Here is a 26,173-nt window from a genome sequence, read left to right as displayed (position 1 = left end):
AAATTGGAGAAGTCAATGTTTAGAATAAAAGGAAGGAATTCTAAAACTGAAAAAAATAAAGTTACTGAGACTAAAAGTTTAAGTTCTGTGCCAAGACGTCTGTTTAAAGCTATAGGTAAAGGATTTTTAAGAACAACAATTCTTCTTGCTGTGATGTTTTTGTCATTAGGTTTATACGCACACGCAAACGGATTTTTTGCAGCAAATGATTATAACTATACTTATGAAGCTTATCAGAAACTAATCTCTGGCGAATTCGGAATGCACACGTCTGTTTCATCAGCGTTAGCCGATCAGTATGCGTTACACAATTCCTTTGCTGTGTATTTTAGTTACTCAATTGTAGGTGTAGCGTTACTGTGGTTCATATTCCAATGGATCGTAAGCACAAAAACAAACAGTGTAAATTCATCGAACCATGCAATGAAAATAATACTGTGCCTTAGTGCAGCCGCATTTCTCAATACTCCAATGGTCGAAACAAAAACGCCTAACGGCTTGGTGTATAAAAAGCCGCTAATTACAGTGATGTTTGAAAGTCTGGTAGGTGATGTTCTCACTCAAGCGGGAGAAATGAGCGAAAGAGATTATGGTCAATTGGTTGAGATTCCAGAAATCAAATTAGCACCTGAGCTTGCCTATTACGACTCGTTTCGTGAATTTTCAGTTCTAATGCTTAAAACAGATTTTGTAGAAGGAGTAGAGCATCAAATCAAGGTTTATGAAGAGAACGGTGAATACTATATGAGATTCAAAATGGGTAGTAAGTATTTGAAAATTAGCCTTGCAAGTAATGAAGATCTAAACGCCAAAGCTTACAACATTGGGGTTGATCTAAAGTCGTTAGAAAAAGAATATGTCATTGCATATTTTACAGATTTGGTGAATCACGCAATTCGAGTTAGAAATGCGCTGAATGGTGTAAATATCGAATCAAACAGCACTATAAGTAAAGGGTTTTTGGGTTCGAACGACTTTGATCAAATTAGTAATTACTCGATGGATTATAAGAAATATTGTGATTCTATTTATGATTCAGTTCCTGAAAGATTAAATGAATATGGTTTAAACGAATACATTGAAGTTGCGGCTAAATGTGCGTCAAAAGCACACATTTCTAAACATTATCAAAATCCTTTTTACGACTATGACACAGTGATGTTTACTAACACTGAACTGAAAAGGGGCTTTGTTGCAAACTTCGGTAATGATCGTCAGTCTCTGAAAATGAATGTCGATAGTTTAATTACGAAAACTCAACAGATGTGTAGCTCTGGAAGTTATCTTGCGTGTGCACCATCAGTTTCAATCGCTGCTTATGAAGACAAGGTTCGTAACTTAAAATTAGACATTTTTACGCCAATCGTTCGAATGTTTGCACCGCTAACTTTTTCGATAGACGATTCATACAACTTGCAAACTTCAAGGAAGATTGAAGGTGAGATTGTTTTATCAACCGACTTTGAAGATTACAGCTCGTATTACGCAAAGAGTGAACCTATCTCGACAATACCGTTTACGCCTATCGCTGCAAAACGAATGCAGCAAGATTTAGACGGAATCTATAACTATATAGATCTGGATATGATTGACTTGTCTAAGATAGATCAAGAATTGGTGGTGAAAACGCTAATCGGTACAGACACTAAGGAAGTCTGGGGAAGGCTGACAACATGTTCGTTTAATCCTTCACAGATCAAAGACGGTTATAGATGTATGCGTCCAACTGTTGAACTGTCGAACGCTGCAATAGGCTTCGGTCAAATGGCTGTTAGAGCGTATCTGTTAGCGACTGTGAACACATCAGAAGGCTATGACCAAAGTGTGTTCAAAACGAATAAAAACATGTTCGGTGGCAAAGTGAATTTGCTGAAAACAAGTGCGATAGGGTATGCGACAAACGAACCTTTCATTGATTCACCATATTATGCTGCGGATACTATGAACAACATGATTATCGCTAAGGTAATCATAGAGATGGTGAACCCTAATAACGTTGCAAGTGAGATGATCGCTGAGATTTTCTATACGATTGCAAAAGTTTTTGGCTTTGTGAGTATTTCGATTTTCTTGTTTGTTTACGCGATACCAACGATTTACTTCAAGCATTTATTTATGTCTTTGCAAGAGTTGTTGGTGCATCAAATCATAGCTCCATTATCAGTCGCGGTTTGGTCTGTAAATGCTGATCCTTTGTATGTTTTTAAAGAGTTCGTGAAAGCGTGTTTGAAGTTCCTAACATTCGTGGCCGTGTGCATAATGGGATTTCATTACATGGATTTAATTCTCATGGCAGTGATTGAGCAAATGCTTGAATATCAAGTTATGCAGTGGCAAGGGATTACACACTTTATTGCAGTTTATACATCAAAATTACTTTCGTTTGTGTTGAGCGCGTTTGTAATTCTTAAATCATTAAGAAAAGAGTTGGATGAAGTAAATCAGATGAGTAACGTGAATTAAAAAAGGAGAAAGATGTATGAATGAGCAAAATACTATTAAATTTTATAATGAATTGTTCATATTTGAGTTCAGTGTGATTCCATCGAGGATCACACAAGATGAAGTAAATGATTGTGGAACAAATCAGAGTTTTACAGATTTTAAGTATGAGTTTAAAGGCTTATCAGAGAAGAGCGAAACGCTAAACAAAGTCATTGCAAAATGTCATGATAAATTTGCTGAGTTCTTACATGAGAGTTTAGATCGAGAAATGAGATTGCAATTAGAATCTCGTAGCTATGAAATAAAAGATTTGCTTATACAAGCTCTGTTCGAAGAAGAGAAGCAACAACAGAAAATGACGTTCTCTCTTGTCGATGGGAATAGTGATATTAGAGCTTTAACAGAAATGGAAAAACGCGATCTCACTATGATTGCAGCAAGAGTGAAGCAAAAACCGCATGTTAAAGCACTGTTTGATAAATGTGAAGAAATTACAGTTAAGTTTATTGAATATAATCATAAAGTGAAAGGTAGAAAGCCGAAGATTGGTAAACCAAAATAACACTCTTTTGAGTGTTATTTTTTTATGAAGCTTTGCATTACATTTTTCGATTTTAGTTCATTTTTAATTGCATTTTGTTGAAAATATTCCACTCTTTCAATGATGTGTTTGAGCCATTTTAAATCACAAGATTCTTTTGTTGCACCAATTTCAATCATCAGCGTTCCGTATCTATGGTCGTCAGCAATTGAAATCATCAAACCACCACTGTAAAAATGTCGCTTGAAATCTTCTTTCGAAATATGTCTATCTTCAAGTTCTTTATAGAATAGCTCCGCAAATTCGTTTTCTTTAAGTTTTTCATTGAATTTGGCAAGTTCTGCTTTTACATCTCTTCTACCAACCATTTTAGTTAAAATTCTCATTTCTCTTAATTCCTTTTAGTTGTTTATCTAATTAAAAATATATCATGATATATAACTAATTCAACAATTTGATTGATTAAACAATAATAAGTGGTATAGATAAAGTAATAATAAATATAATTTTTAAGGAATAAAAATGAAGAAATTAACATTGTTCGAATTAAATCAAAAAATAGAATCTGAGAAAAGGTTGAACATTCAATTTAAAGGCTCTGAATTTAAAGAAGCGAATGACAAGATTTATATGATAAAACTTCCGAAACAGCTTGAAAGACACAAAGGCTCACTGGATTTTGATAAAAAACTCAAATCAGCATTGAAGAATCTTGAAGCGATAGCAGGGCAAGAAATAATTTTTACTGACGGTGAACCAATAGAGCTTGAACAATCTGTATCAAACTCTATTCAGTCAAGTGTCGTAGATGGTGTAATCAAATTCTCTGCAAGTAGTGGGAAGATCCACAACTTACCAGTCAATTCTATGTTTAGGTTGAAAGTTGATGAAGCACTGATCAAAGAAATTGAAGAGACAAAAGCTCTCAACAGCAGACTTTTAGATGAATTGAAAAACGACTTAGATTATGCAATTGATTTGATTTTGCAGTTCGAAACAAAGAACAAAGGACTGATCAGCAACTATTATGCAGTTGTTAAGCAAGGCAAGAAGTTCGTCAAAAGTGGGGACGCTGTGAATCTAAGTGAATCCACGATTCAAAGCTTAGTTCTGCACATAAACAAGAAGTACAAAAAAGCGTTTAGAACAAGTGAATTGCCAAGGTTCGAACACTTCAAAGAAGCGTTTATGTATGGTGTTTCAGGGCAGCACATAAAGCCTTTGCACGATGTGCAAGAAGTGATAGACCAGTTCAAGGCTATGCGCTGCAAAACAATCCTTGGTAGACCAGCGGCTGAGTATATGACAAAAGCACTGTATCAAGAATTGGATACCTTAGATGTTCTGATTTACGACTACACGAATCCGCGCATTTCAGCGTATGACACGAACAAGATTTTGGTTGCGAACGCGATAAACAACTTCTTTAACAAAATCAACGATGATTTGGCACAGTACATAAGCAATGCCAATGCACGTAGGGACTTGATCGAGCTATATTCAAAGATTCTCTGTGATTATTACATTAAGGGCGTACAACATGACTTAGATGTGATAATTGCTTCAAATATGAGAGAAGGAAAGCATTAAAAAAAGAACCTCTATCGAGGTTCTTTCAATTTCTGATTAGAGCTTTTGTTTGTTGTTTGAGCTGAGTGTTGAGTTTTTACCCTCGCGTAACTGTTCAATTCGTTGCTCATTTTTACGAACATAATCCTCTAAGATAATTCCGTTCATAGTCAGATCAGTGAATCCCGCTTGTTCGAGTTTAACGATAGAGCGATTCAAGAATTCTTCGTATCGTTCTCTTAAAACACCATCAAACTCTTCATTACTTAGAACAAACGCGCCATGAAGATTCGTAAAATTAAATGAATTTTTGTTAGGCGTGTTTATCGCTTTATCAATCGAAGCTTCCGCTTTTTCAAGCATTGTGTCGAATTTTTTCTGCATAAACTCAACAGTCCTTTCATCATAGCCATTTCGAACTTCGATACGGCTTCTCATATCTTGGTTAGGACAGAAGGTACGTTCAACATACATCGTCCTTAAAAAGTCACAGACTTTGCCATCTTTCGCATAAAATGATGTGCCATAGTCAGCATTATCAAGATTCTCCAACACTTCTTTTTGAGTGTGCGCCCAAGTGTCAAGTGCGGCACTTCGCGCTTGGAACGGCTGGAATAGCACATCAAATGAAGAATCGTCGCTCGGCTTGAAATATACAGTCGGTTGTTCATTTCTAATGCTATAAATGTAATAACCACCATCATACGTACTACGTTGTTCAAGCTTACGGTAGTCGTAGTTCTTTTGTATCGATAAAAGCAAAAACGACTTAGCATCAGCATTTTGATTCATCTGTTCAAGCAAGTTAGTTTTATTGCTCATAAAAGCAACTTTGTACTGCATAAAGCGAGCAGGGAAAGCATCCATTACCCACGTTAGGTTTAACCTGATTATCGTTTCATCATCAAGCTCAAAAAGCTCTTTAATGTCTTTTCCACGTAGGTCTTCCGTAAACCAACTGGATTTATACTTGAACGCGCTATAGTCGGCTTGTGCCTTACCAGCTTCGAACCAATCCGTATTTTCGTTGTGAATCTTTTTGCGATTCTTGTTGATCTTGTGATACGTCAAATTGCCTTGCTTATTCAAGTTAACAAGAATGCCGCTTTCTAAACAAAGTTGCATGTACGTTTCAAAGTGCTTCCTTTTGATCTTTATCGCTTCTTCTTTCGAGTAAGGCGCAAGCGATAGCTCATGATTCATCGCTGCTTTTGTCATACGCATGTTATGAGCAAGAACAGTTTGAATGCTATCTACGTCATAGGGTAATCGCTCTTGCTTCGTCTTGAACGTCTTATTGATCTCATGTTGAAGCTGATTGCGCTCATTATATGAACTTGCAAATCGCTTAACTTTGCTTCTCGCATCACCAGAAAAGCTTGCATTGTTAAATTTGATGCCCGTCTTTAGATCAGTGAACTCGAATATGTGCTCAACATCCTTTTTCTTTTCGAAATGGCTGTTCGTGTCTTTTTCGTGATCAAACCCAAAATCGATTTCAACGCCATTTTCTTTAAGCTCTTCTTGTAGCTTGTCATAGTCAACAATGTTGTCTTTAAGAGCTTTACTCACGATTCGTGATACTTCTTCTTTACGCGATTCATAAACTGCTTCTGCTTCACTTTTTAACATCTCGTCAAAAGCCGCTTTTGCTTCTTCGTTTTTATCCAAGTCGTTAAAGAACTTTTCGACTTGCATTTGATCATCGATGTCGCAGTCGTAACCATTATTTTTGATAAAGTCCTTGCAAATTTTATCTACGTTAAGAATAGTAGGTTTATTCATAATATCTAACACTGCTTCTTCTTTAAGGTCATTAGAGATTTGTTTTACCGCGCCAATGGCAACACCTTCTTCAACAAACTTATAAAGTCTTTTACTCTTACTTTTGTATGAGTATTTCTTCTCTAACTTCACGCCAATTTTTTTGTAAATATCGACATAGTTTTTAGGTGAAGAGAATAGTCCAGTGGTCGGATCGAACGGTGGTGCGATGTAATGAATGTGCGCTCCTTTTGACCAATCGGGATCGATATGAATATTCATAGGTAGCTCGACATCAGATATCTTAGTTTTAATTTTATGCTTCTTGGTTTTCTTTTTCTGTTCTGCTTTACAAGCATTATGAAATTCTTTTTCAAACTCTTTCGTCCACAAAATCAGAAAGTCTTCGATCATCCATCTCGCATACTCTTCTTCATTAAATACTTCCATTCTTACTTTGTCTTGTTCAGACAGATTTTTGTAGTTGTTAAATGCAGTGTCGCGTATACGCTGAGTTTCGATATCATCTAAGCGATGAGTACCAAAACGCAAAGGCAAGTAGGGGATTGCTTCTGTCTTGCTTATGCTTCTACCACCGATAGTCGATGATTTGGTTATAGTTCTTGATGTAAGTTCGTGACACTCATTATTTTCGTCCATCTTTGACCATTTTCTTGCGCCAGCAAACTTTTTTTGCCAGTGATCTAAAGCTTCTCTCGCATATTTCGCATAAAGTTCATCTTTTTCACTATTTGTTAGTTTGTTTTCACGATAACGAATGACATCATTATAATGTTCTAATTCTGCTATATTACTTACAAACACTGAAGCTTCAACGTTTGGATCTTTTTTTCTTAAGTATTTAATGTGTTTTGCAAATGGCTCAACAACCCAAGCACTATTTGTATACACTTTTGAAAACATAATATTATTTTCCTAAAAATTTAATATCTATTATTATGTATATCATTTTTAAAATCATTTGCAAAAATCGTGAAAATAATATTTGTTAATTTCTATATTTTTAAGATTTCGTTATTTAAATTAAAAAATATTTAGTGCAATTTAAAGTGATAAATTAGGCGTTTATGATTTTTTGCAATTTTTGCAAAAAATACTATTGACAAAAATCAAGGTCCTTGTAATCTAAATTATAGATAAAGAAAAAATAATTTATCAAAACATTAAGAAAGGAATTAGACATGACAAATAATAAATCAATAAAATTGTTAACTAAAAAAGAAGTTAATGATTTAGAAGTTAAAAATGATTCAACAACAACTTTGATAGTGCGTAGTAAAAAGGGCGGTTGTGCAAAAACAACAAGCGCAACAAGTTTAGTGCATGGTTTAGCACGTTTAGGTGAGAAACTAAATATTGTGTACGTTACAGCAGATGTAAATGAAGGTGCGAAACGCTTATTCACAGAAGAATATTGTAAAACACAATTTCCGAAAGGCGTTTACTTCAAAAGCATTGCTATTAAAGATGCATGGAAAAAATCAACAAGCAAAATTAACAGAGAGATTGCAGCAGAGCTTTTAGCTGATGAACGTTTGATTGAACATGCAAAAGCAAAAGGTTTAGAGATTACCGAAGAAGATTTAGAAAATACTTTTTACTTAGAAAGAGATGGTGAAATCCAAAAAGTCGATTACTTAATCTATGACATTGCAGGTGGTGTAGATCAGATTGAAACTGACCAAATTGCAAGAGATAGCTTAAATGGTTTTATCACAGTAGAGCTTGCAAACGACTTAGATTCTAAGAATAACGCTCTTGACTCAATAAGAGATATGGCACTTGAAGAGATTGCATACACCAAGCGTTTTCTTACAGCACAAGGGTATGACGTTGAGAAGATTCCAGAAGATAAATTTAACGCGATGAAAGAGCAGATTGGTTTTACTTACACTTACATCTACTCGAAGAACTACCAAGGCGCAATGAGCGTGAGTGATCCGAAGGAAACTGTTGCTGAACTGAAAAAGCTTGAAGCAGAGTTTGGTATCAAAATCGATTTTCTAATTCTTCCATGCGTCAAATTCAACGAACTGAAAAAACGCGGTCTGAGTTACCTAATAACGCGAGAGGAAGCGAAAGCTCAAGGACATAGTATCGGTAGAGTTAAGACGATAGAGAAACATCCAGAGTTTCAAGAGTTCATGACAGACTTTATCAAAAGTGTCTTAGGTGGTTATACCGCTAATAAATACGAACTAATGACAAAAGGGAGATAAGAATATGGCGCGTAGAAAAATTGATTTAAGTATTTTAGGTGATGAACTGAAACTTGATAATGCAGTATTTACTACTGAAACAAAAGAATCAGTCGTGATATCGCAAAAAGAAACAACAAGCAAAGAAAATTCAAAGTTTATGTCTCTAACTTATCCAGAAAGTTTGGTAAAAAGAATTATCACTTCACAGCTACACGATGAAGAGACAATTCAAGATGCCATAAGCGCATTATTGAAAATTGGACAAGAATCAGAAGCAGTTTTTGCACCAAAAACTTTAGAGATGGCAAGTGGAAACAAGCTGAAATATTCAGTTAAAATGCCAGATGGTTTCGATGCTTTTTTTGCTGACACAGTAAAGCTCAATATGTTGCCAGCAAACAAAAGTCGCTTTGTTACTCAATTATTAGAGTGGGTTTTGAACGGTTGCCCTGAAATGAAAAATGAACAAAAAGTTCTTAGCGATGAAGAGATTTTAATTGAAGTTATCAGAAAATCTGTTTTATTAATTTCGCATTCTACTGACAAAAAAACAGGTGGAGTGATGAATGAGATAGGATTAAGCAGCTCGGATTACACTCGATTAGATCAAAAACGAATGGTTGGTCTTAAAAATGTGGTAAACAAATTGAATAATTCAAAGTTTGGAATTGAAATTGATACAAAAAAAGATTTGGTAAAAATCAAACTCGAAGATGAAACAGAAATAAAAAGTTTCGACAAGTTTATATCTTGGAAGGCTTTTCATTAAAGCCTTACCAAAAATAGAGAAATAAATATATTTTGATTGACAATGATTAAAAAAGTTGATTTTAATAAATGGTCCTGATAAAATATAAAATATAAAATATAAAATATAAAATATAAAATATAAAATATGAAATAAGATAAGTTATATATTTAAACAAGGTTACAAATAAACAAATTAAATTAAGAGAGAGGAAATAATTATGTGGTTAATTCATGGTATATTAAGCGGAATTGGTGCAGTAATTGTATCACACATTCGTATGATGTGCGGAAGTATGGGACTTGTTCCTGCAATGTTTGCTTGGGCAATGGTGTATGGTGCGTACATGTGGACACAAACTGGAATTTTCTGGTAAAAATTTTTGTTGAAGTAAAACAAATTCGCAAGTGAAATGCTTGTTTGAATAGTTGTATATTTTAATAGGAGCTATCAGTGAATATTCAGAAGTATTAAAAACACTCTAATCAAAAGTTAGGGTGTTTTTTCTTTATTTATCGTTGTTCGTAATTTTTGTAAAGTTTGCAATAACTGGTTTTTCATATTCCATTGCTACATAATACAGTTCCAAAATCTTTTCATAAGACACTTCTTGATTATCTCTAATTATCGAATCTCGTATCGTCATTGATAGATCTTGAATCTTATGTGCTTTTTGAACAGAAATTTTATCATACACATTTCCGACTTGATCAACATCATGAGCCGTTAAGTTACAATGTCCAACGGTTTTTGATACTTTTTTCAACAACATCATCAATCGGAAAATATACACTTCAACGTCATAATTCCCTTCATAGCCACGATTCAAATAGTACAAACCGCGCTTATCGCTTTCCTTGCGTTTCATGTGTTTCTCAACTTTCCAATCATCTAATAGACAGAACCACAACTTCTCTTCGATTTTTCTATCGTAGAATTTAATCTCATCAATCTGTCTTACTTCTTCATGAAAAGCCCAAGGCGCTTTATCAAATTCAATATCAGAAACGATTTGCGAATACTTACGCATAATAAAGTATATGTGTTTGATGCACTTGAACACATACCATGCTTCTTCAACCAGATCTTCCATGTCTTCGCTAATGTCGTGTTGTGGCGTGATATCGCTTGTATAAGCTATTGGAAGAAAGATATTCTCGATACAGATTTTCACTAACTCATCGATGAATTCCTTATGATAAGCTGCGTGTGCAAACACAAGCTGCGTGTCTTCTTCAAAGGCCGGTATTAGATACTCACGGTAGTTGTAAATGTCCATTAGCCACTCAAAATCATCGTGAATCTCTTCAAGATGCTTCTGCATAGGTGTTTTTTGTTTAAATGTCAGTATGTTAGCTTGCATTTTTCACCACCCTTACAACCATTTCAGGTTTGATATGAATGTCGTCAAAATCTATGATTTCGCGGTATAAGTAGTAGCCAATCTCCATATTCGCTTGCTTGTTGTTCTTGTTTTCTTGAACGTGCGACAAGCAAGACTTCTTAGCTGATACAGACAGATAATCCATGTAGTTTACGATTTCGTTATGACATACGACAATCACTTGTTTTAGCTTGTTCAGTATGATGCCGTTGTCCATTGCAAGATGAAAGAACACGGCTTTTTCTTTATCGAGATAAGATAGGTGAGCGTAGTGCTCAACAAAGCTAAATGGTGTAGTAGCCTTTCTATCAACAGTGATTAGATCAGCTTTCGACAATGGCAATTTCCAATTGTTCTTTTTAAGCACATCATTTTCGATGTTCATAAGCTGTTCAACAGAATCGATCCACAAAAAGCACTGGTTTGCGAACGTGTGAAGCAACTGTATGTCTGCTTTGATCGGTGTAAGGTATGAATCTTTACCGTCTGCTTCTAAATACGCTTTAACTGTTAGGACATCGATTAGTGTTTGAGCATAAAATTCTTTAAGCTCATACAGATCGAAACGAACACGATTGTGAAAATCGTCAAGCGTTCTATCACTAAGAAAAGCAAAGCTAATCTGTTTGAATGTTTGATCCATTTTGTTTAGATGCGCCAGCATCTTTATATCTCTGTTATACATAGCAACTCCTTTTCTATGTTATGGTTTAAAATGTTGTGTTTTTTCAATGCAACGTAGCTCTTGCCGTGTGTTTTAAGAACAGGGATGAAATCACCACCGTTACTAATGAAAAAGCCGCGCTCGGATTCCCACGCTTGTAAATTCTGTTCAGTAGTTATGTCGTAATGCTTTTTCAAGAATTGCTGCAAGTAAGCTGAATCAGTGTTGCAAAGACATACTGCGTCTTTATCTATCAAATTCACTTTCGTTATGAATGTGAGTGAAGAGTAGGGATCTGAACTCTGGTCGTAATGCTCAATGGCCTTGCGGCAAAGCTCTGAATGGTTCTCGAACACAAATTCAACGAACTGTTCTGCTGAAAGTGGCTCAATGACATTTGCAAGTTCTTCAATTTCATTTTTTATAGAAGCTGGTAAATGATAAATACCACTTTTTGTTTCAATGACTTCGCAAAGTTTGAACAAATCTTTATGATGTTCTTTAAAGAAAAGTGGTTCATAGATTCTTTTATACAAATAAAATGCAAGTTCATTTTGAACAGGGAACTCGTCAAGAAATAATAAACCACTCGGTTTGATTATCTCTTCAAGTTCTTCTGGATTTGAAATGAATCCACAAATAACAAATTCATTATCGATACGAATTGCAATGAATCGTTCGATTCTAAACTTTGCCATCGCATCATCGATCAATGTTTGAAAATCATTTTTCATAGACATAACTTACTTCCTTAAACTTTATATATATTTAAAATTGTATAACATTAAAAACTTGAGTCAACAAATGGACCATATATAGAAAGGGATTAAAGAAAAAGATAAGTATTACTACTTATCTTTTGGTTGTTAATTCAAATGTTTGTTGTCGATTCTTTTTGCCAGAAACTCAACAAGTTTTTTGAATTGCAAACAGACTTTGATGATTGTTCTTAATCGAAATTTATTTATTTCATTTTCGTTTGAGTTTTCATTACAGAACATATTACAATCTTTAACAATCTTGTTTATTTCAGAAAGTAGTTTGTTCATCTCTTGGATGTCCGTTGTGTTGCTTTTATCAATGCTCTGTTTTTGCAAAGTCATGTTCTCTAAAAGCCAGATAACAATTTCAGTGTTTGTCTTCTCAACAGGCTCATAAGCTGACAAAGGATTGCTTGGGTTGATAGCGTTCTGCTCATAGCCAAGCTTCAACAGTTTGAGAGTGTTCAACACTTCTCTTTTCTCTTCGTCATTGATGTTGTCCATAGCGTTTACCATCTCATCCAGTTGTTCATAGACGGTTGTCATACGTTTGTTTTTTGATAAACGATGTCGAGAGAATTGAGAGATTCTTTTCACTTCATTTAGCTGCTCAACATCATACACAAAACAGCAAGTTCGCTTGTTGAAGTTTCCAGCTTTTTTGATCTGATTTAACTCACGCAAATAGTTGTTTTTTTCTTCACTTGTTATTGGAACAATCGTTAAACCTTTCATCACATCTGTATCGTAAAAACTTAAACAAAGTTTGATCTTTTCGAGTAGAATATCTATGAAAGAATGGTTGTTGTATTTGTCAAAAATCGCAACGAAATTCTTCTTGCTCACTAACTCTGAAATGAATGAATTAAATTCACTTAACGACATCGCTTTTAGATCAATATCAAGGTCTTTTGACTTGCCATGAAATTCACTCGCTGCTAAAAAGTGAAGCTTAATCTGTGAAGCGTTTTGGCTGAATCGCTTAACGGTTGAACCTTTGTTAATTGTTTTGACAATTTCCTGATCTAAATGCTCAGATGAATAGATGGTGATTGGTTCATTTCTTATCAGCTTATTGATTAAGCCAGTAGTTTTAAAAGCATCATTAGAATCATCTTTGATGCGCTTAATAAAACTCATAAGTTCATCGTTGTATGAAAACGAAAACTTGAACTTTTGTTTCTCTGTTTGTTGTGTTTGTTCTATGAAGTTTTGAATAACTTCTGTATTGTCATTGCTCATAATTTCTTCCTTAAATTTTTTAAAACGGGCGAGTCCTTCGCCACGTTTGTTAATCGTTTTTACTTCTGTTTTTTGGTTGCTGTTTTCTTAACGACTTTGTTCTTTTTGATAAGTTGTTTTGGTGTCATTGCCGCAAGTGAACTTAGTGCATCTATTGTGTCTTCGAGTGAAACAGATTGATCAAGAAAACGTTCTGTTAGAACTTCGTAAAACTGATCTATTAGTTTTGTTTTTTCTTGTTTGAAATTGTGTTCACCAATGTTGTTAATTTCAGTTGAATAGAGTTCCAATTTTTCGATGAAGTTTGTGATTAAAGTTTTTGGTTTTACGTTGTGTTGTTTTGATTCTGCAACGTGCTCATTCCATTTTGTTTTTATTAAATCATTTTCATTTAGAATGATGATTTCGATTCCTTTCAACACGATCTCATCTTCATCAAAGTTTGGTGAATTTGTATCGCTAAAAGCTCTTAATAAAGGTGTGATTTTTTTGGTCAAATCTTGAATCTGTTTTAATACAATTTTAGCTTCATTTTTTTGATTCGAAATGTTGATAAAATCAGTGCTCAGTTCTTGCAATTTTTTTACTTCATTTTTAATCGCTTGTGCTTTTAATTTTCTTTCATCATTTTGTTCTGATTTTTGAACCTGTTCTTGAACGGTTTCAGTTCTATTTTCTATAACAGAAATTTCATTTGAATGATGTTCTTCTGTTACTCTATCTTTATTATCATGTGTAATTTCAGTAGTGTTATATATGCTCATTGTATCTCTCCTTAAATAAATTATTTATACCAGTGCATATATACCTAATTAACATTTCAGAAAGTAATGTCAAATATCACTCACGACTGGCAGGAGTTGGATTGCTCGAAGAGAATCCTTTTTTTGTTTTTATGATTACTCACTGATTAGGTGAGTAGAGTAAATACAACTCGTCTTGCAATGTTCACATAGATACATATTTGAAGTTTGGATTTTAAAGTTTCAAAATGTAGTGAGTAACTTTTTTTCTAATAGAAAACTATACTCACTGAAAAGTGTCGTGAGTATAATTTACGTAATTTTAATGATGAAAAACGACATCAATTTAGTATCAAATAAGGAAGGGTTTTCGATATCGAAATTGCACAACAGATGACGTTTGTTCTATCGCAAAAAGATAAAAGGCAATGTCTGCGACATTGCTAATTTCTGAAAGTCCCGAAATAAACATCGCGTTAGAAATTCAAATAAGCCATCGGTATGAATTATCGATCAAAACGACGACGAAAATAGTTATAAAAAATGAAATTAAAGTTGAAAAATAAACAGAGATTTTTGTTTAAAAAACAGTGCTAAAAAGTAGTGTAAAAATTGAATGAAAAAGTAGTAAATTTTGGTTCAAAAAATATGACAGAAAAGTGTGTTTTTTGTTCGTGATTTTTGTAGTGAAAAGTGTGTCATAAAGTGGCAAGAAATTTTCGAAAAAGTAGAAGGGCAGTTACACCAAAAACATGAAATAAAAAATCGATTCAGGTTTGAAATAATTGATCAAAAAGTTAAACCAAAATCTCAAAAACTTTTAGTTAAAAAAATAAAGTTCGTTGATCAAAAAATGGATAACACTCTTCATCAATTGTTCATAAAAAAGTTGATCTAAAACACCGATATAAATTTAAAAAAAGTAGATCGTTTTGGTTCGAAAAACATCACATAAAAGTGTGTCATAAATCGGCAAGAAATTTATCAAATAAGTGAAGTGCAGTTGCTCCAAAAAGTTGATATAAAAAATCGATCAAGTTTCAAAAAAGCTGATCGAAAAGTTAAACCAAATACTAAAAACTTTTCACAAAAAATCTTTCGGTTGTTGATCGAAAAAAGTACAACACTCTTCTTCCATTACGTTGAAAAAAGTCTGTGTATCATTGCTCGAAAAACTAACACAATCTTAGACTGCAATGAGTGTGTTTATCATGATTCATTTTTAGTTTTGTGGATTTCGAAATCTACTAAAACTTTAACTGGAATTGCTTTGACATTATGATCAGATTTAAAAGCATAGGCTTGCTCTTCTAAGTCAAAAAATTTTGCTTTTAAAATATCATCTTCCATATCGGATTCATCACTAACATAGTAACTATCACTTAAACCTTTTTCTTTTTGTTCTGTCTCATCGATTAGGCGAACAAGAACGAAAGATTCACTCTCTTTTAATAAACGAAGTTCACTTAATCTTAGTTTCTGTTCGATAGATAAATTGCTCATAAAGGTTGTTCCTAAAAAAATAATCACAGCATTATAGTGCATCTCTTTTTTTGACACAATCATAATTATAAGATGACGAAAATTGTAATTGAAATCAAGAACAAAAAGTTATCTTTTGTGTGTTGATTAATGGCTAAAAAATAGAGAATAAAATATATATTATAATGCTTAAATTTATTGCTTATAAATTGCGGTGTTTATTTCATTAATTAGTAAATTATATTTCCTTTAATTTAAGTAATATTTGTGTGTGTCTAATGCTCTAAATTGACTAATTTATATAAAATGTTAAATATTTAATATAAACAATAAGGAGAATTAAATGTCATTTATAAAAGGAATTACAGAAAAAATAAATGTCGCAATTGTAATATGTCTAACTGTATTAACATTTTCAAGTAATGTTTATGCAGAAAGTGACTTTGCAATTAGCAGTTTATTTACAGATAAGCAAGAAGGCATTGACTGCGAATCGCCTAAAGAATTTTCAAGACTCAGTGGTAACAGAACTAATGCGAATTACTTACCACCTTGTTATTCATATCTTGAACAATACGACTACACATTGGTTGCGTGGAATTGGCTTCTAACTAAAGATGAGTATGACGAACACAGTTCAATGTTCGAGTCTTACGGTAACGATCCAAATCAGCAAAGAGTAACGTTCAGAGAAGAGACTTTCGATTGGGGCATAGGCTTAGATTTAATCGTTGGATTTTTCGCAATGATTGTAGCTCTTATTTGTATCATTCAAGTATTTATCTATATGAGTGAAAATGAAGAGAAAGGAGTTCCAAGACCTGTCATCTTTATTTTAGTTGGGTCTACGCTGATTGCTTTGTTAAGTTGGTCCTTCGTAAGAGCAAAGTTGCTTCTTTATATAGCTCTAATCAATAACGCAATAGCTTTAAATTTTCACAATGTCGAAGATGAATTGGCAGTTTATAAGGATGGATATCTTGAAACATTGGTGAGTGATGCTAAGGACAAAAACAATCAAGTTCTGTCAAATGCTTTACACAAATCTATTCTTGAAAGAGAAATCTTTGAAAGAAATGCGTTGAACAAATGGTTCGGCACAAGCACCGAATTTGAAGATAATGGTGTGTTCTACAACAGTGACCAAGACTTATCAGCCGATGAATATTTTAAATATGCGTATGAATGTTTTTCGACTTATAAAGCAGACGTTTACACATCGTCAGAGTGGAATTTCACTAATGGCTTTAACTTTGTGAACAAGATACCAGACGAAATTGTAATCAAGTACGGTGGCGAGACACAAAATAACTATTGTAATAGGTTAAATTTTGGCTACGAGATAGCTGACACAACGATTAAGTCAGACTTCCCGAACGTGATGACTAACTTTTTCCAAGGAATCTACAAAGAAGACATGTCGGAGGAGACTTCTGTGTATGAAGATGCCAAGGGGTTGTTTGATATCAGTCTTGGTAATGCTGAAAAGACCATTGCAAAAGTAGTAGAAGCTGGCTCTAACATGAATATGCGCAATGATGGTTCACTAATGCAAGCATTAGCCGCAGTTAAACAAGCTGATCCAAACCGTAAAAACATCAAGAGCACTGAGAGTTATCAGAGATTGGTTGAACAATTCGAAAAAGACTTTTCACAAGCGATGGTGTTTGAAGATTCATTTAGTGTTGAAGAACGTTTGAACTTATCAAACCTTACTATCGAAGCTTATAAAATGGCTATCCTTGGCGGTTATGAACACGGTGAAATTGACGCGACATATGAGCAAATCACGGGCTTTCAAGCTTTCGAACGTTTTATGAGAGAAACAGCGCGTTTGAATCTTGAATACCATGCTGCGAAGAAAAGTGATCGTAAAGACTTTATGTTTCGTCAGCAACGCGCAGATGAGTTTAACAGACTTGATTTGAGCAAGGACAACGATAGGTATAGTGCCAATATAGCTTCTGGTTTTGATTTAGATGGATTTGAATTCAATTACAGTTCAGTAGATATAGAGAAGAACAAAGACAAGCGTTTCTCTATTAAAGCAGTGGGCGACCCTGATAGAACAATCGATTTGTATAGAGAAGTTGTTGACCGCAAACTTGCAGTTCAGACGTTGTTCAACGCGATTGATACCGCTGGCTACAAGTGGGCTATGGCTAACGCTGAATCGATGGATGAAGAGTTGATTGTTGAAATGCTGAATAGCATTAAGCCAACCTTCCAATCTGTAACAGATTTTAAGAATAAGCAAATTGATAAACGAGCTGGTTTGAATCAAGTCTTGAACAGTGAAGTGGACCTTTACACAATCACAACGCATTCGTGGAACACAAACGAACCACAAACGTTCTATCCATATCCAGCCGTGGGTATAGACATAAGCGATGTAGACGGTATTGAGTTGTACGACAAGCAAAACGAGTTGAAGAAGTATGACGCTTCAATGTTATTGAGTAACGCTTATTCTGCGAGAACGCCCAACGTAGTGTCTGACAAGTCATTGCTTGAACGTTTTGGTTTAAACGACATGATCAATGATATCTTCTCGATGGATGATTGCAAAATCAGAGATGCAAATGGTCACTGTCAGATGTCACCAACGCAATTGTCATATTCTTACAAGGACAAAGCAATTAAGTCAGCAACCATTTCTGGCAGTACAGTAGTCGTTGCTGAGTTAGCAGGTTCAATTTGTAAATTTAAGAACGTTGCTAAGTTGTCTGCAAAGGGTAAGTTTAAATCTGGTAGTGGTAAGGCTATGAAAGCAGCAGAAGAAGCCGTAGAAGGTGGCTGTGACATAGTTAACGGAGTTAAAGACTTAGTTAGTAACGCAGCGATGACAGTGTTTATCATTTCACTTGTGTTGATTGTAGCGAACACGTTAGCGAGCAACATTGGTATATATGTTGGTATTCTGATTCTTGTTTATACTTATCGTTCGTTTCTGATTCTTCTACCATTAACTTTATACACGATGGCTGTAGAAGGGATTCAAATGCTGATCGGTGCAGCGTTAGGAAATGAGAGACAAGGTTTTGACAAAACAAAAGCTCTGTTGAGTGAAGCAAGTTTTCAAATTATCTTCTTCCCTTTGATGATACTTTTCTTGTTTTACACTTTAACAACGCCTGTCATCAGTGGTGCGATCTATGATTTAGTGAGCGGTGCGATGAACGCGAATAGCACAAATCCTTTTTCAGTGATTTTAACAGGTTTGGTGCATCAAATTGTTAATCTTGCATATATCTGGTTCTGTTTGTTTGCAGGTTTGAAAAAAGTAGAAGGTTCATCTCGTGAAATATTCAGACTAACATCGAACCACATGAACACTGACACTGGTGAAATTACGTTTGCTAATCAAGCTGCAATGTTCAATCTTTATGATAGAGCTACGCGAACTGTTCAAAATGCAAAAACAAGCACATTTGGACATCAGCAAAAACCAATCGCTGAAAACTTGAAAAGCGGTGCTAAAAAAATCCTTTCAACAAAAGAAAGACATTCTGTAAATAAAGATAATAAATAATCTTAAATTCCAATAATTAAAAGACATCTTAAAAGGTGTCTTTTCTTTTTGTGAAAAATTAAATGTATATAAATTGAATTATATTAAATGAATGATATAACGAAAGTATAATAAACTTAAAAAGGAGAGAGATGTGAAGAAATTTAATTTATTAGCAATGCTGTTCTTTATATTTTCGTTTAATGTCACATTTGCTGAAAATCAAACGCTTGAATATAAAGTTTCAGATTGTATATCAGTTTCTGATAATAGAGATTTAATGACACAAATTCAAGATAACGGTAAGTGTATTGATGAAATATCAGAGTCAAACGAAATAGGTGATAAGAATTTAACCACAAAGAAAACATTATATAAATCAATTTTGAGTTTGATTTATCCAGTGGTTCAAGTTGCTTCAACCATTACAGCAGCAATTTTTGGTTTGTTTCTGTTATACAAAACGATGCGAAAGCTTGCCTTTGACGAAAATATGGACGTTTCATCAAATGTCATTGGTTATGCAGTTTTAGCTCTTATAACTGCGATTGGCTCAAATACAGGCACATTACCGTTCTTAACAAATAAGCTGTTTGAAAATACAGACAATCAAATCACAAATTTCTTAGCAATGAACAACGTTGTTCAAGCAAGATCTGAAACCGCTAAACAGCCATTGATTGATTCAAACATTAAAGAAACTGCGCAAGCGGTTCAAAAGCTTGGTTATGGAATCGTGAACTCTGAGTTTTGTTCTTTGAAATATGTTCAGAATCAAATGTCATTTTTCGAATACCCAACAGATAGATCATTTAACAACTCAAAAGAAATGCAATGTCTGAGTGATAAAGAAACAGAAGCTAAGACTATGAACTTCTTGGAACGTGGTGGACGTTCACCTTTGAACTATGCGGTTAAAAAATGTAGTCGCGTGATCAGCTCGAAAGATTACGATTGCGGCTTTGTCGATGGTGTAAGCTCTTCAAGCGCGATAGGCGCGTTAGTGAATCAGTACGCTCCTGAGTTTATAGAAGTAGCGAAAAACTACGATGCTGAGTTGTGTGAAGATCTGAACATCGATGCTCTGAGCAGAACGGATCTAAAATCATATTGCAGAGAGTGGAACGGTGATCGCTTTGTTCTTAAAAGCACAGAGATGACAAACGCTGAGATTGATTCAGCACTGGTTGCGATTAACAGTGCGATGATGAAGAACGTCAGTGATGCAATCTCTAAAGACTTAAACAAAAGGGTTGAGACTGATATAGCACTGTTTAACACCTTTGAGCTTGCGAATGCGCTTGTCAGTTCGGGGATTGATGAAGACTTAATGCAGAATGAATTAGCGGCTTTACTGAGTGAGATTAACTACTCGAATCCTTACATTGTTGATCAAACATTTGGGAACGAACTAAAAGATGAGTATCAGTCGGGTTCTAACATATCTTCGCTGAACGGTTACTATGACAGATTGAATCAAAATCTAAGAAAAATATACACATCTGACGCGATGGCCGAAGATACGAGTATGCAGATATTGCGAGTTTTACGTGATCCAAAAACGTTGTTTGGTAGATATACAAAGGACGGATTTGAGATAGACGCACAACCACTTAAATCAATACAAGACAATTACAAGTCAATAGGGGTGATGTGGATAGCAGGGTATACAGCAGGGAACTATATATTTAGCCGTGGCAAAGATTTAGGCGACAAGGCAATGATGAAAGTGGGGACAAAACTGAGATCAACAAGCAACGGCTTGCTTTACACAATCGTCATATCGTTTTTGTTTATCCCGATTGTTGTATTTTCTAAAATTGTGCAAATTTTAGTTCAAGTGTTCCTAAAGATAGTGGGTTTAATAGGTGCGGTTTACGCTTTTATCTTCAAGAAAGATGAACCTTCTCAGCTCTTCATATCATTTCTTGATTTGAAGCTGATACCTGTCATGATAATGTCGCTAACAATTTCTTTAATGCTAACGTCATTCTTTACAGCGATCTGGTATGACAATCTAACAGCTCTTGGTCTTGAAACTATGCAGAAAGATAGTCTTGGATTATCGATAGTGAAGCCGTTCCTATTCTTATTAGGATACACGATACTGATAAACCTTATCTTCTTATCGTCTTACTACGCGACATCAAGCGTTATAGCCAAAATGATTAGATTCACAAGAGCTATCGCATCAATCGAAATGACTGAGCAGGGTGTGAATAAAGGTGTTAAAGACATCAACAATGTTTTAGGTAGATTTTTAAGATAAAATAATTAAAACCTTTCTGAATATAGAAAGGTTTTTTGTTTGTTCTCTTGTAATAATTAATTTGTATGTTATATAAAATTATGAATAAATCATTTTACAGGAGAATAAAAATGAAAAGAACAGCAATATTATTATCAATAGTCAGTGCAGCAAGTTTTGCAAACGCAGCAAATTATCCTTACATTGAATGTGAAGATCTGAAAATGGATATAGAAGAACACGGTGTTTCTGATCTGAATGGCTTAACTTTTACTTCAATTGACACGTTAGATAGAATGACAGTGCCAAAGATTGAATTCTCTTTTGGCTCTAACGTCTATATAGAGTTAAACGACAGAAAACAATACAAAATGTTTGATGTAGTGAAAGAAGGAAATAAGTATTCGTTTACGACAACAAAAGAAAAAAATAACTTAGGAATCTATGTTGATCGTAAAAATGCCTTTGCTTTTGAGATAACAGATCTCGGAAATGGCGAATACACGTTCCAAATGTTCAAAGCTCGATATGAAGGCGGGTATACTGACAAAAAAGTAGTGTGGGTCCCGTATAACAAATTCGTTCAAGGTGATGATTTCGAAACACCTGTGCGTTATGCAATTGACGAATCTTCAATCGATGCGAGAAACGAGTTCAAATGCGAAAACTAAAATTTTTATAGAAGAAGAGAAAGGTGAGTACCTTTCTTTTTTTATTTTATGGATTTCGTAAAAATTGCAAAACTCGCAAAAAGTATTAAATGTTTTGTTTTTTACATAAAAACTTGCGAAAAGTTTATCAATCATTTAGATTGTTGTCTGAGCATTAAAATGTTTTACATTTGCAAAAGGATTATCTTAATGACTACTGAATTTGAACTACCACAAATCACCGATACTGAAAAATTACATGTTGCCCTAAGTGTCATGAAATCAAAACGCAGCGTTCAGAAGTTTGTGTCTGAACATGGTCTTGACGTTTTGGAATCTGTAAAGAAAGTTGTTGATACTGTCATTGTTGAAGAAAACGAAAAAATCGAGCGTGAAGAAGCTATTCTTCGTGCGAAAGAAGAAGCTTTTGATGAAATGAATGAAAAAATGAAGGCATTTCTGAAAGAAAAACTGTCTGAAAAAGGCATTGAAGCTTCTGATGATGAAGTGGCGAAAATGCTACAAGCACAGCAGAACTCTGAAATGCCAGTTACTGAAAAATCAAAACGTAAAGCTAAACCAAGAAATAAATACAAATTCTTGATCGGTGGTGAGACAGTTACTCGTCCTTTTGCTCGTCCGACAAAAGAAATCGAAGCTGAGATGGCAGAGAAAGGCTACACTGATCAGTACATGCTTCTTGCTCCCGAATCTTTTGAGCAATTCTTGAAAGACGCTGAGACGAATCCAAAATACAAGTCACGCATTGAAGAGATCGAGGCTTTTTTCGCAAAAAAGCGTAAAAGCTCGAAAGAGCATGATGCAACAGCTATCAACCCAAACATCGAAGTTGAATTAGCGTTGGACATTGAAACAGCAAGAGAGAAGTTCAGCATTGAAATGACAGAAGATTTTGTGTTTAAAGGCGCAATATCTGAGCTATCACCTGAACAAGAAAAGCTGTTAATTGCCATTTCTGACGATCATACAGTCGAAGGTGGGATTGATGCTATTGAAGCATTAGATTCATAATTCAAGATCTAAAGCTAAATAAAGCCACTCAATGAGTGGCTTTTTAATTTCTGGAAGTTATTAAAACTTGTACGTTGCAATAGTCATTTCATCGATTTTCTTAATTTACTATCAAAGTGAATGTATAAAATCAATTTTCTTCTTTTCTCAATTATTCCTTTAATTATCTAAAAAACTCAACTCACTTCTCTCAATTTAACTAATCAAACTGAATATTTTAATACTGAGATTCTTTGGAATTATCAAAGTTCTAATATAATGATATTAGAAAAAGAATTTCAATTATCATTAAGGAGAGAAACATGAGAACGGAAATCCAAGCAATAATCACAGAAGCAGAACTAAACGCAAAACACGGTTCACTTAAATCTTGGGTAGAATCACTAACCACTAATCACAGCTTTTCATTTGTCGCTGATTGTTCAGATAAAGAAGAAGCACAGCGAACAGCATATGAATGTTCAACGGACATAGGCATTTGTTCATACACAGAGTCTGATTATACAGTAAGCAAGCGAATCAGTGAGCTTGAATCGCAAGAAGACAAGGTTCTCGAAGCGTTGAAAGCGATTGATAAAAGGCGTTGGAGCGGTGAAAGTGGCTTAGAGTTAGACAAGTTGGAAGATGAGCTTAACGAACAAGCTTCATACATAGAGATCGCAATGAATATCGAATGGCAAAAGCTTGAAACACAAACTAAGAGTTATGTTTTAATTGCAGATTGTTAAAATAAAGAAGATGGTATTTGCCATCTTTTTTTTGTCGTGTTTTTTAAAGTTTTAGGAAAAATTGCAAGTTTTGCAAAAAATAATAATGTGTATTTTAAAACAATATTTGGTTGTTTTAAAAAATGTTTTAAGATAAGTGATTTAATATGATATTAGGAAGTTTTGTTATTTATATTTTCATGATAAAATATAATTGTGCATAGATAATTGGAGGGCATATGAATAGAGGAAATGGTTATGATGGATACTCAAGATCGAACAACGCTATAAATGCAGAAGAAGAAGGAAGATTTCCAGCTTCGAAAGCAGCAAAAATTTTAGGTATTACAACTGATACATTAAAACACTTTTTCGAAACAGAACATATGGAGTGGCATCATACTTCAAAACATTATAATAAAGTAAAGTTTTATGATGTGTCTGAAATTGAAAAAGAGATGACACAAGAAGTGTTAGAATTTGATAAAGAAGTAAGACGTAAAAAAAGAGAGAACAAACCCGTTAAACTTTCAGGTTGTGAAGTTGAGTGGATTGAGTGGGTCGGCACTGGACGTAACAAACGTAAAGTAGAGCATAAGGAACAAGGCTGTAAGATAGAAATTTCAGGTCAAAAGCATGTGATCACGACAAAGGCAGGTCATACTTTTACAAAAATGCTTGCTGCAAACGGTTTTTCATACAAGACAAAAGAGCAACTGAAAAGTGAAGCTGATGCAATAAAGCAACAAAAACAGCGTCAAAAGCAAGCTACAAAAATGCTGAATGCAGATTTAAAAGCTATGTTGTCAGATAAGTCTAAGCAGTTAGTCGTTGTTGATTATCGAAACTATGTAAGAAATTCAGATACTAACAAAATTGAAGCTTTAAGAATTGACGAACAAGATCAAGAGTTCGAGAAACTGACTCAAAAAGCATTTAAAGAAAAACTGCAACAAAGTGGTTTGGACTATGCACAGAGAACAGTTGCTGAATGTATTGAGAACGGGTACTCACGTTTAGGCGTAAGCCAATTAGTTATTCACTCAGAAGATCCACAATCTGTTTTACACGAACTTAAACAAAACCGTGTCGATAGCTTCTTAGAAATCGGTAAACGTGAAGGTTTAGAAGAGTTAAAAGAGTATGTAGATATAGACGTTCTATCTGAGCACATTAAGCATCGAAAAGATGATTTGGCTATATCTATCAAAGACAAAATAAATGAAGAACAAATGCAGTCGTTTATCAACAAAAATAATTCAAAACAAGAACAAGAGAATGTAGAAGTTGTTAAACAATCTCGACGTAGTAAAAATCGATTAAGATAAATAAGATGGCAAACGCCATCTTTTTTTTTGCGTGTGTTTTATATTTTTAGGAAAAATTGCAAGTTTTGCAAAAGTTCCTAAACGTTTTATTTTCTAAAAGTGTTTAGAATTGCGTGATTTTTCTAATACGTTGATTTTAATTGTTTTATGCACATTGACTTATACTAAATCTTTGATAAATAGATAGTAGGGCAAGAAGCCAATTATCAATTATCAAAAAGGAATTATTATTATGAGAAAGTCAGTAAGCAAAGCAACAAGAAACGCAGCATTATCTATTACATTAAGCATCTCAGCTATCGCAGTCGCTGCAACATGCTTCTATTCAGTTAAAACTATTTCGGAAGGGAAAATAGAAGAAAGAGCAGCGATGAAACAGCTTGTTGCTAAACGAAAAGCTACAATGAATCGAATGCATGAATTTACAATTAAACAGAATCAACAATATTCATTCATTATTAAATAAAAATGAAAGGTTTTAAGGGCACTCAGTTGAGTGTCTTTTTTGTTTTCTAACGTTGTTAATAAATTAATTTATATAATTCTCTTGAACATCGAATTAAATATGATAATAAAATATTTGTAGTAACTAATTAAAAAGGAGATGTTTACTATGAATATTATATCAAAGTTTTCTGCTGTAATCTTAACAGCAATAGCAACAACCATTAGCTTTGGGGCTGGCGTAGGAGAATTAGCACAAGGTTGGGGTGAAACGGCTACCGCACTGCAAGTCTTATTGGTTATAGGTGCTGCATTAGTTGGTCTTGCTATGATGGCTGCTGGCGGTATGCAACTTAAAAAACACGGTGAGAATCCGCAACAAGTACCACTAAACAAAGGTCTTATCTTTTTAGCGTCTGGTGCGTTGCTGTTTGGTTTAAGTGCAACTTCAACTACAATGCTTGATACAATATTTGGTACAGGGGCTGCGGAAGGTTCGACAGACGTTAGTTCAGAATTTTAATTAAAGTGATATTAAATAAATTTATTGTTTTAAGATTGACATAATGTTTATTTAATATAACTTATAAGTATGAACATTTGTCATGTTCATATTTCATTTTCTTAATAAGTTGAAGTTCAAGGAAGCAAACGAAGGTTTGCTTTTCTTGTTTTTGTAGTTTGTATT

General features: G+C 34.2%; 22 protein-coding genes. 14 read left to right on the top strand and 8 right to left on the bottom strand.

Translation table 11 applies throughout. The annotated features are described in order from the left end of the window. Positions 1-15 precede the first annotated feature (15 nt). Both AACR75_RS09660 and AACR75_RS09655 read left to right on the top strand, forming a co-directional pair. On the top strand, positions 16-2,463 hold the full coding sequence (locus AACR75_RS09660; protein ID WP_047689866.1) for a hypothetical protein: 2,448 nt from the start codon (positions 16-18) through the stop codon (positions 2,461-2,463). Positions 2,464-2,479: 16 nt separating this feature from the next. Beyond that, the gene (locus AACR75_RS09655; protein WP_047689864.1) at positions 2,480-3,007 is read left to right on the top strand and encodes a hypothetical protein; all 528 of its coding nucleotides are present in this window, start codon (positions 2,480-2,482) and stop codon (positions 3,005-3,007) included. A 14-nt stretch (positions 3,008-3,021) separates the two neighbouring features. Here AACR75_RS09655 and AACR75_RS09650 read toward each other — a convergent pair whose 3' ends face one another. Further along, entirely contained in the window at positions 3,022-3,372 is a 351-nt protein-coding gene (locus tag AACR75_RS09650) for a hypothetical protein (protein WP_047689861.1), read from the bottom strand. A gap of 136 nt (positions 3,373-3,508) precedes the next feature. Here AACR75_RS09650 and AACR75_RS09645 point away from each other — a divergent pair, with 136 nt between their 5' ends. Beyond that, a complete protein-coding gene (locus AACR75_RS09645) occupies positions 3,509-4,576 on the top strand; it encodes a hypothetical protein (protein ID WP_047689858.1) in 1,068 nt (355 codons plus the stop codon). 36 nt (positions 4,577-4,612) lie between these two features. On the opposite strand, the gene AACR75_RS09640 is transcribed toward AACR75_RS09645, so the two are convergent. Further along, a complete protein-coding gene (locus AACR75_RS09640) occupies positions 4,613-7,243 on the bottom strand; it encodes a hypothetical protein (RefSeq protein WP_047689855.1) in 2,631 nt (876 codons plus the stop codon). A 278-nt stretch (positions 7,244-7,521) separates the two neighbouring features. Here AACR75_RS09640 and AACR75_RS09635 point away from each other — a divergent pair, with 278 nt between their 5' ends. From AACR75_RS09635 to AACR75_RS09625, 3 genes are all read left to right on the top strand, one after another. Further along, entirely contained in the window at positions 7,522-8,559 is a 1,038-nt protein-coding gene (locus tag AACR75_RS09635; RefSeq protein WP_047689852.1) for a hypothetical protein, read from the top strand. Between the two features lie 4 nt (positions 8,560-8,563). Then, on the top strand, positions 8,564-9,310 hold the full coding sequence (locus tag AACR75_RS09630) for a hypothetical protein (protein WP_047689849.1): 747 nt from the start codon (positions 8,564-8,566) through the stop codon (positions 9,308-9,310). Positions 9,311-9,509: 199 nt separating this feature from the next. Further along, positions 9,510-9,665 carry a hypothetical protein gene (locus AACR75_RS09625; protein WP_156117112.1) on the top strand — a complete coding sequence of 52 codons (156 nt, stop codon included), beginning with the start codon at positions 9,510-9,512 and terminating at the stop codon, positions 9,663-9,665. 132 nt (positions 9,666-9,797) lie between these two features. Here the strand turns inward: AACR75_RS09625 and AACR75_RS09620 are convergent, their stop codons facing one another. The 6 genes from AACR75_RS09620 to AACR75_RS09595 all read right to left on the bottom strand — a co-directional run bounded on the left by AACR75_RS09620 (position 9,798) and on the right by AACR75_RS09595 (position 15,586). After that, positions 9,798-10,652 (bottom strand): hypothetical protein, encoded by an 855-nt coding sequence (locus AACR75_RS09620; RefSeq protein WP_047689847.1) that lies wholly within the window; start codon positions 10,650-10,652, stop codon positions 9,798-9,800. Continuing rightward, positions 10,642-11,358 carry a hypothetical protein gene (locus AACR75_RS09615; protein WP_047689845.1) on the bottom strand — a complete coding sequence of 239 codons (717 nt, stop codon included), beginning with the start codon at positions 11,356-11,358 and terminating at the stop codon, positions 10,642-10,644. The genes AACR75_RS09620 and AACR75_RS09615 overlap by 11 nt, the downstream gene beginning before the upstream one ends. Then, positions 11,340-12,077: a hypothetical protein gene (locus tag AACR75_RS09610; protein WP_047689843.1), complete on the bottom strand. Its 738-nt coding sequence runs from the start codon at positions 12,075-12,077 to the stop codon at positions 11,340-11,342. Before AACR75_RS09610 ends, AACR75_RS09615 begins: the two co-directional genes overlap by 19 nt. Positions 12,078-12,203: 126 nt before the next feature. Beyond that, entirely contained in the window at positions 12,204-13,340 is a 1,137-nt protein-coding gene (locus AACR75_RS09605; protein ID WP_047689841.1) for a hypothetical protein, read from the bottom strand. 59 nt (positions 13,341-13,399) lie between these two features. After that, complete coding sequence (locus AACR75_RS09600) at positions 13,400-14,104, bottom strand: hypothetical protein (RefSeq protein ID WP_047689839.1); 705 nt, start codon at positions 14,102-14,104, stop codon at positions 13,400-13,402. A gap of 1,188 nt (positions 14,105-15,292) precedes the next feature. Next, on the bottom strand, positions 15,293-15,586 hold the full coding sequence (locus AACR75_RS09595) for a hypothetical protein (protein WP_047689834.1): 294 nt from the start codon (positions 15,584-15,586) through the stop codon (positions 15,293-15,295). A gap of 322 nt (positions 15,587-15,908) precedes the next feature. On the opposite strand from AACR75_RS09595, the gene AACR75_RS09590 reads away from it, so the two are divergent. The 8 genes from AACR75_RS09590 (at position 15,909) to AACR75_RS09555 (ending at position 26,008) form a co-directional block, all read left to right on the top strand. After that, positions 15,909-19,097, top strand: a complete 3,189-nt coding sequence (locus AACR75_RS09590; protein WP_047689832.1) for a hypothetical protein — start codon at positions 15,909-15,911, stop codon at positions 19,095-19,097. 133 nt (positions 19,098-19,230) lie between these two features. After that, a complete protein-coding gene (locus AACR75_RS09585) occupies positions 19,231-21,345 on the top strand; it encodes a hypothetical protein (protein ID WP_047689829.1) in 2,115 nt (704 codons plus the stop codon). A gap of 110 nt (positions 21,346-21,455) precedes the next feature. Further along, positions 21,456-21,995 carry a hypothetical protein gene (locus AACR75_RS09580; protein WP_047689827.1) on the top strand — a complete coding sequence of 180 codons (540 nt, stop codon included), beginning with the start codon at positions 21,456-21,458 and terminating at the stop codon, positions 21,993-21,995. 48 nt (positions 21,996-22,043) lie between these two features. Continuing rightward, positions 22,044-23,006, top strand: coding sequence for a hypothetical protein (locus AACR75_RS09575; RefSeq protein WP_156117111.1), 963 nt, complete (start codon positions 22,044-22,046; stop codon positions 23,004-23,006). Between the two features lie 302 nt (positions 23,007-23,308). Continuing rightward, entirely contained in the window at positions 23,309-23,734 is a 426-nt protein-coding gene (locus AACR75_RS09570; RefSeq protein WP_047689821.1) for a hypothetical protein, read from the top strand. Positions 23,735-23,952: 218 nt separating this feature from the next. Then, positions 23,953-25,041, top strand: a complete 1,089-nt coding sequence (locus AACR75_RS09565) for a hypothetical protein (protein ID WP_047689818.1) — start codon at positions 23,953-23,955, stop codon at positions 25,039-25,041. 232 nt (positions 25,042-25,273) lie between these two features. Continuing rightward, the gene (locus AACR75_RS09560; protein WP_047689815.1) at positions 25,274-25,507 is read left to right on the top strand and encodes a hypothetical protein; all 234 of its coding nucleotides are present in this window, start codon (positions 25,274-25,276) and stop codon (positions 25,505-25,507) included. Between the two features lie 147 nt (positions 25,508-25,654). Beyond that, positions 25,655-26,008: a hypothetical protein gene (locus AACR75_RS09555; RefSeq protein WP_047689812.1), complete on the top strand. Its 354-nt coding sequence runs from the start codon at positions 25,655-25,657 to the stop codon at positions 26,006-26,008. The last annotated feature ends 165 nt before the right edge of the window (positions 26,009-26,173 follow it).

This window comes from Vibrio sp. ZOR0018, from assembly GCF_963865925.1.
Taxonomy (GTDB): Bacteria; Pseudomonadota; Gammaproteobacteria; order Enterobacterales; family Vibrionaceae; genus Vibrio; species Vibrio anguillarum.
The sequence above is the reverse complement of the archived record's forward strand: the minus strand, read 5'-3'. Positions and strand labels throughout refer to the sequence as shown.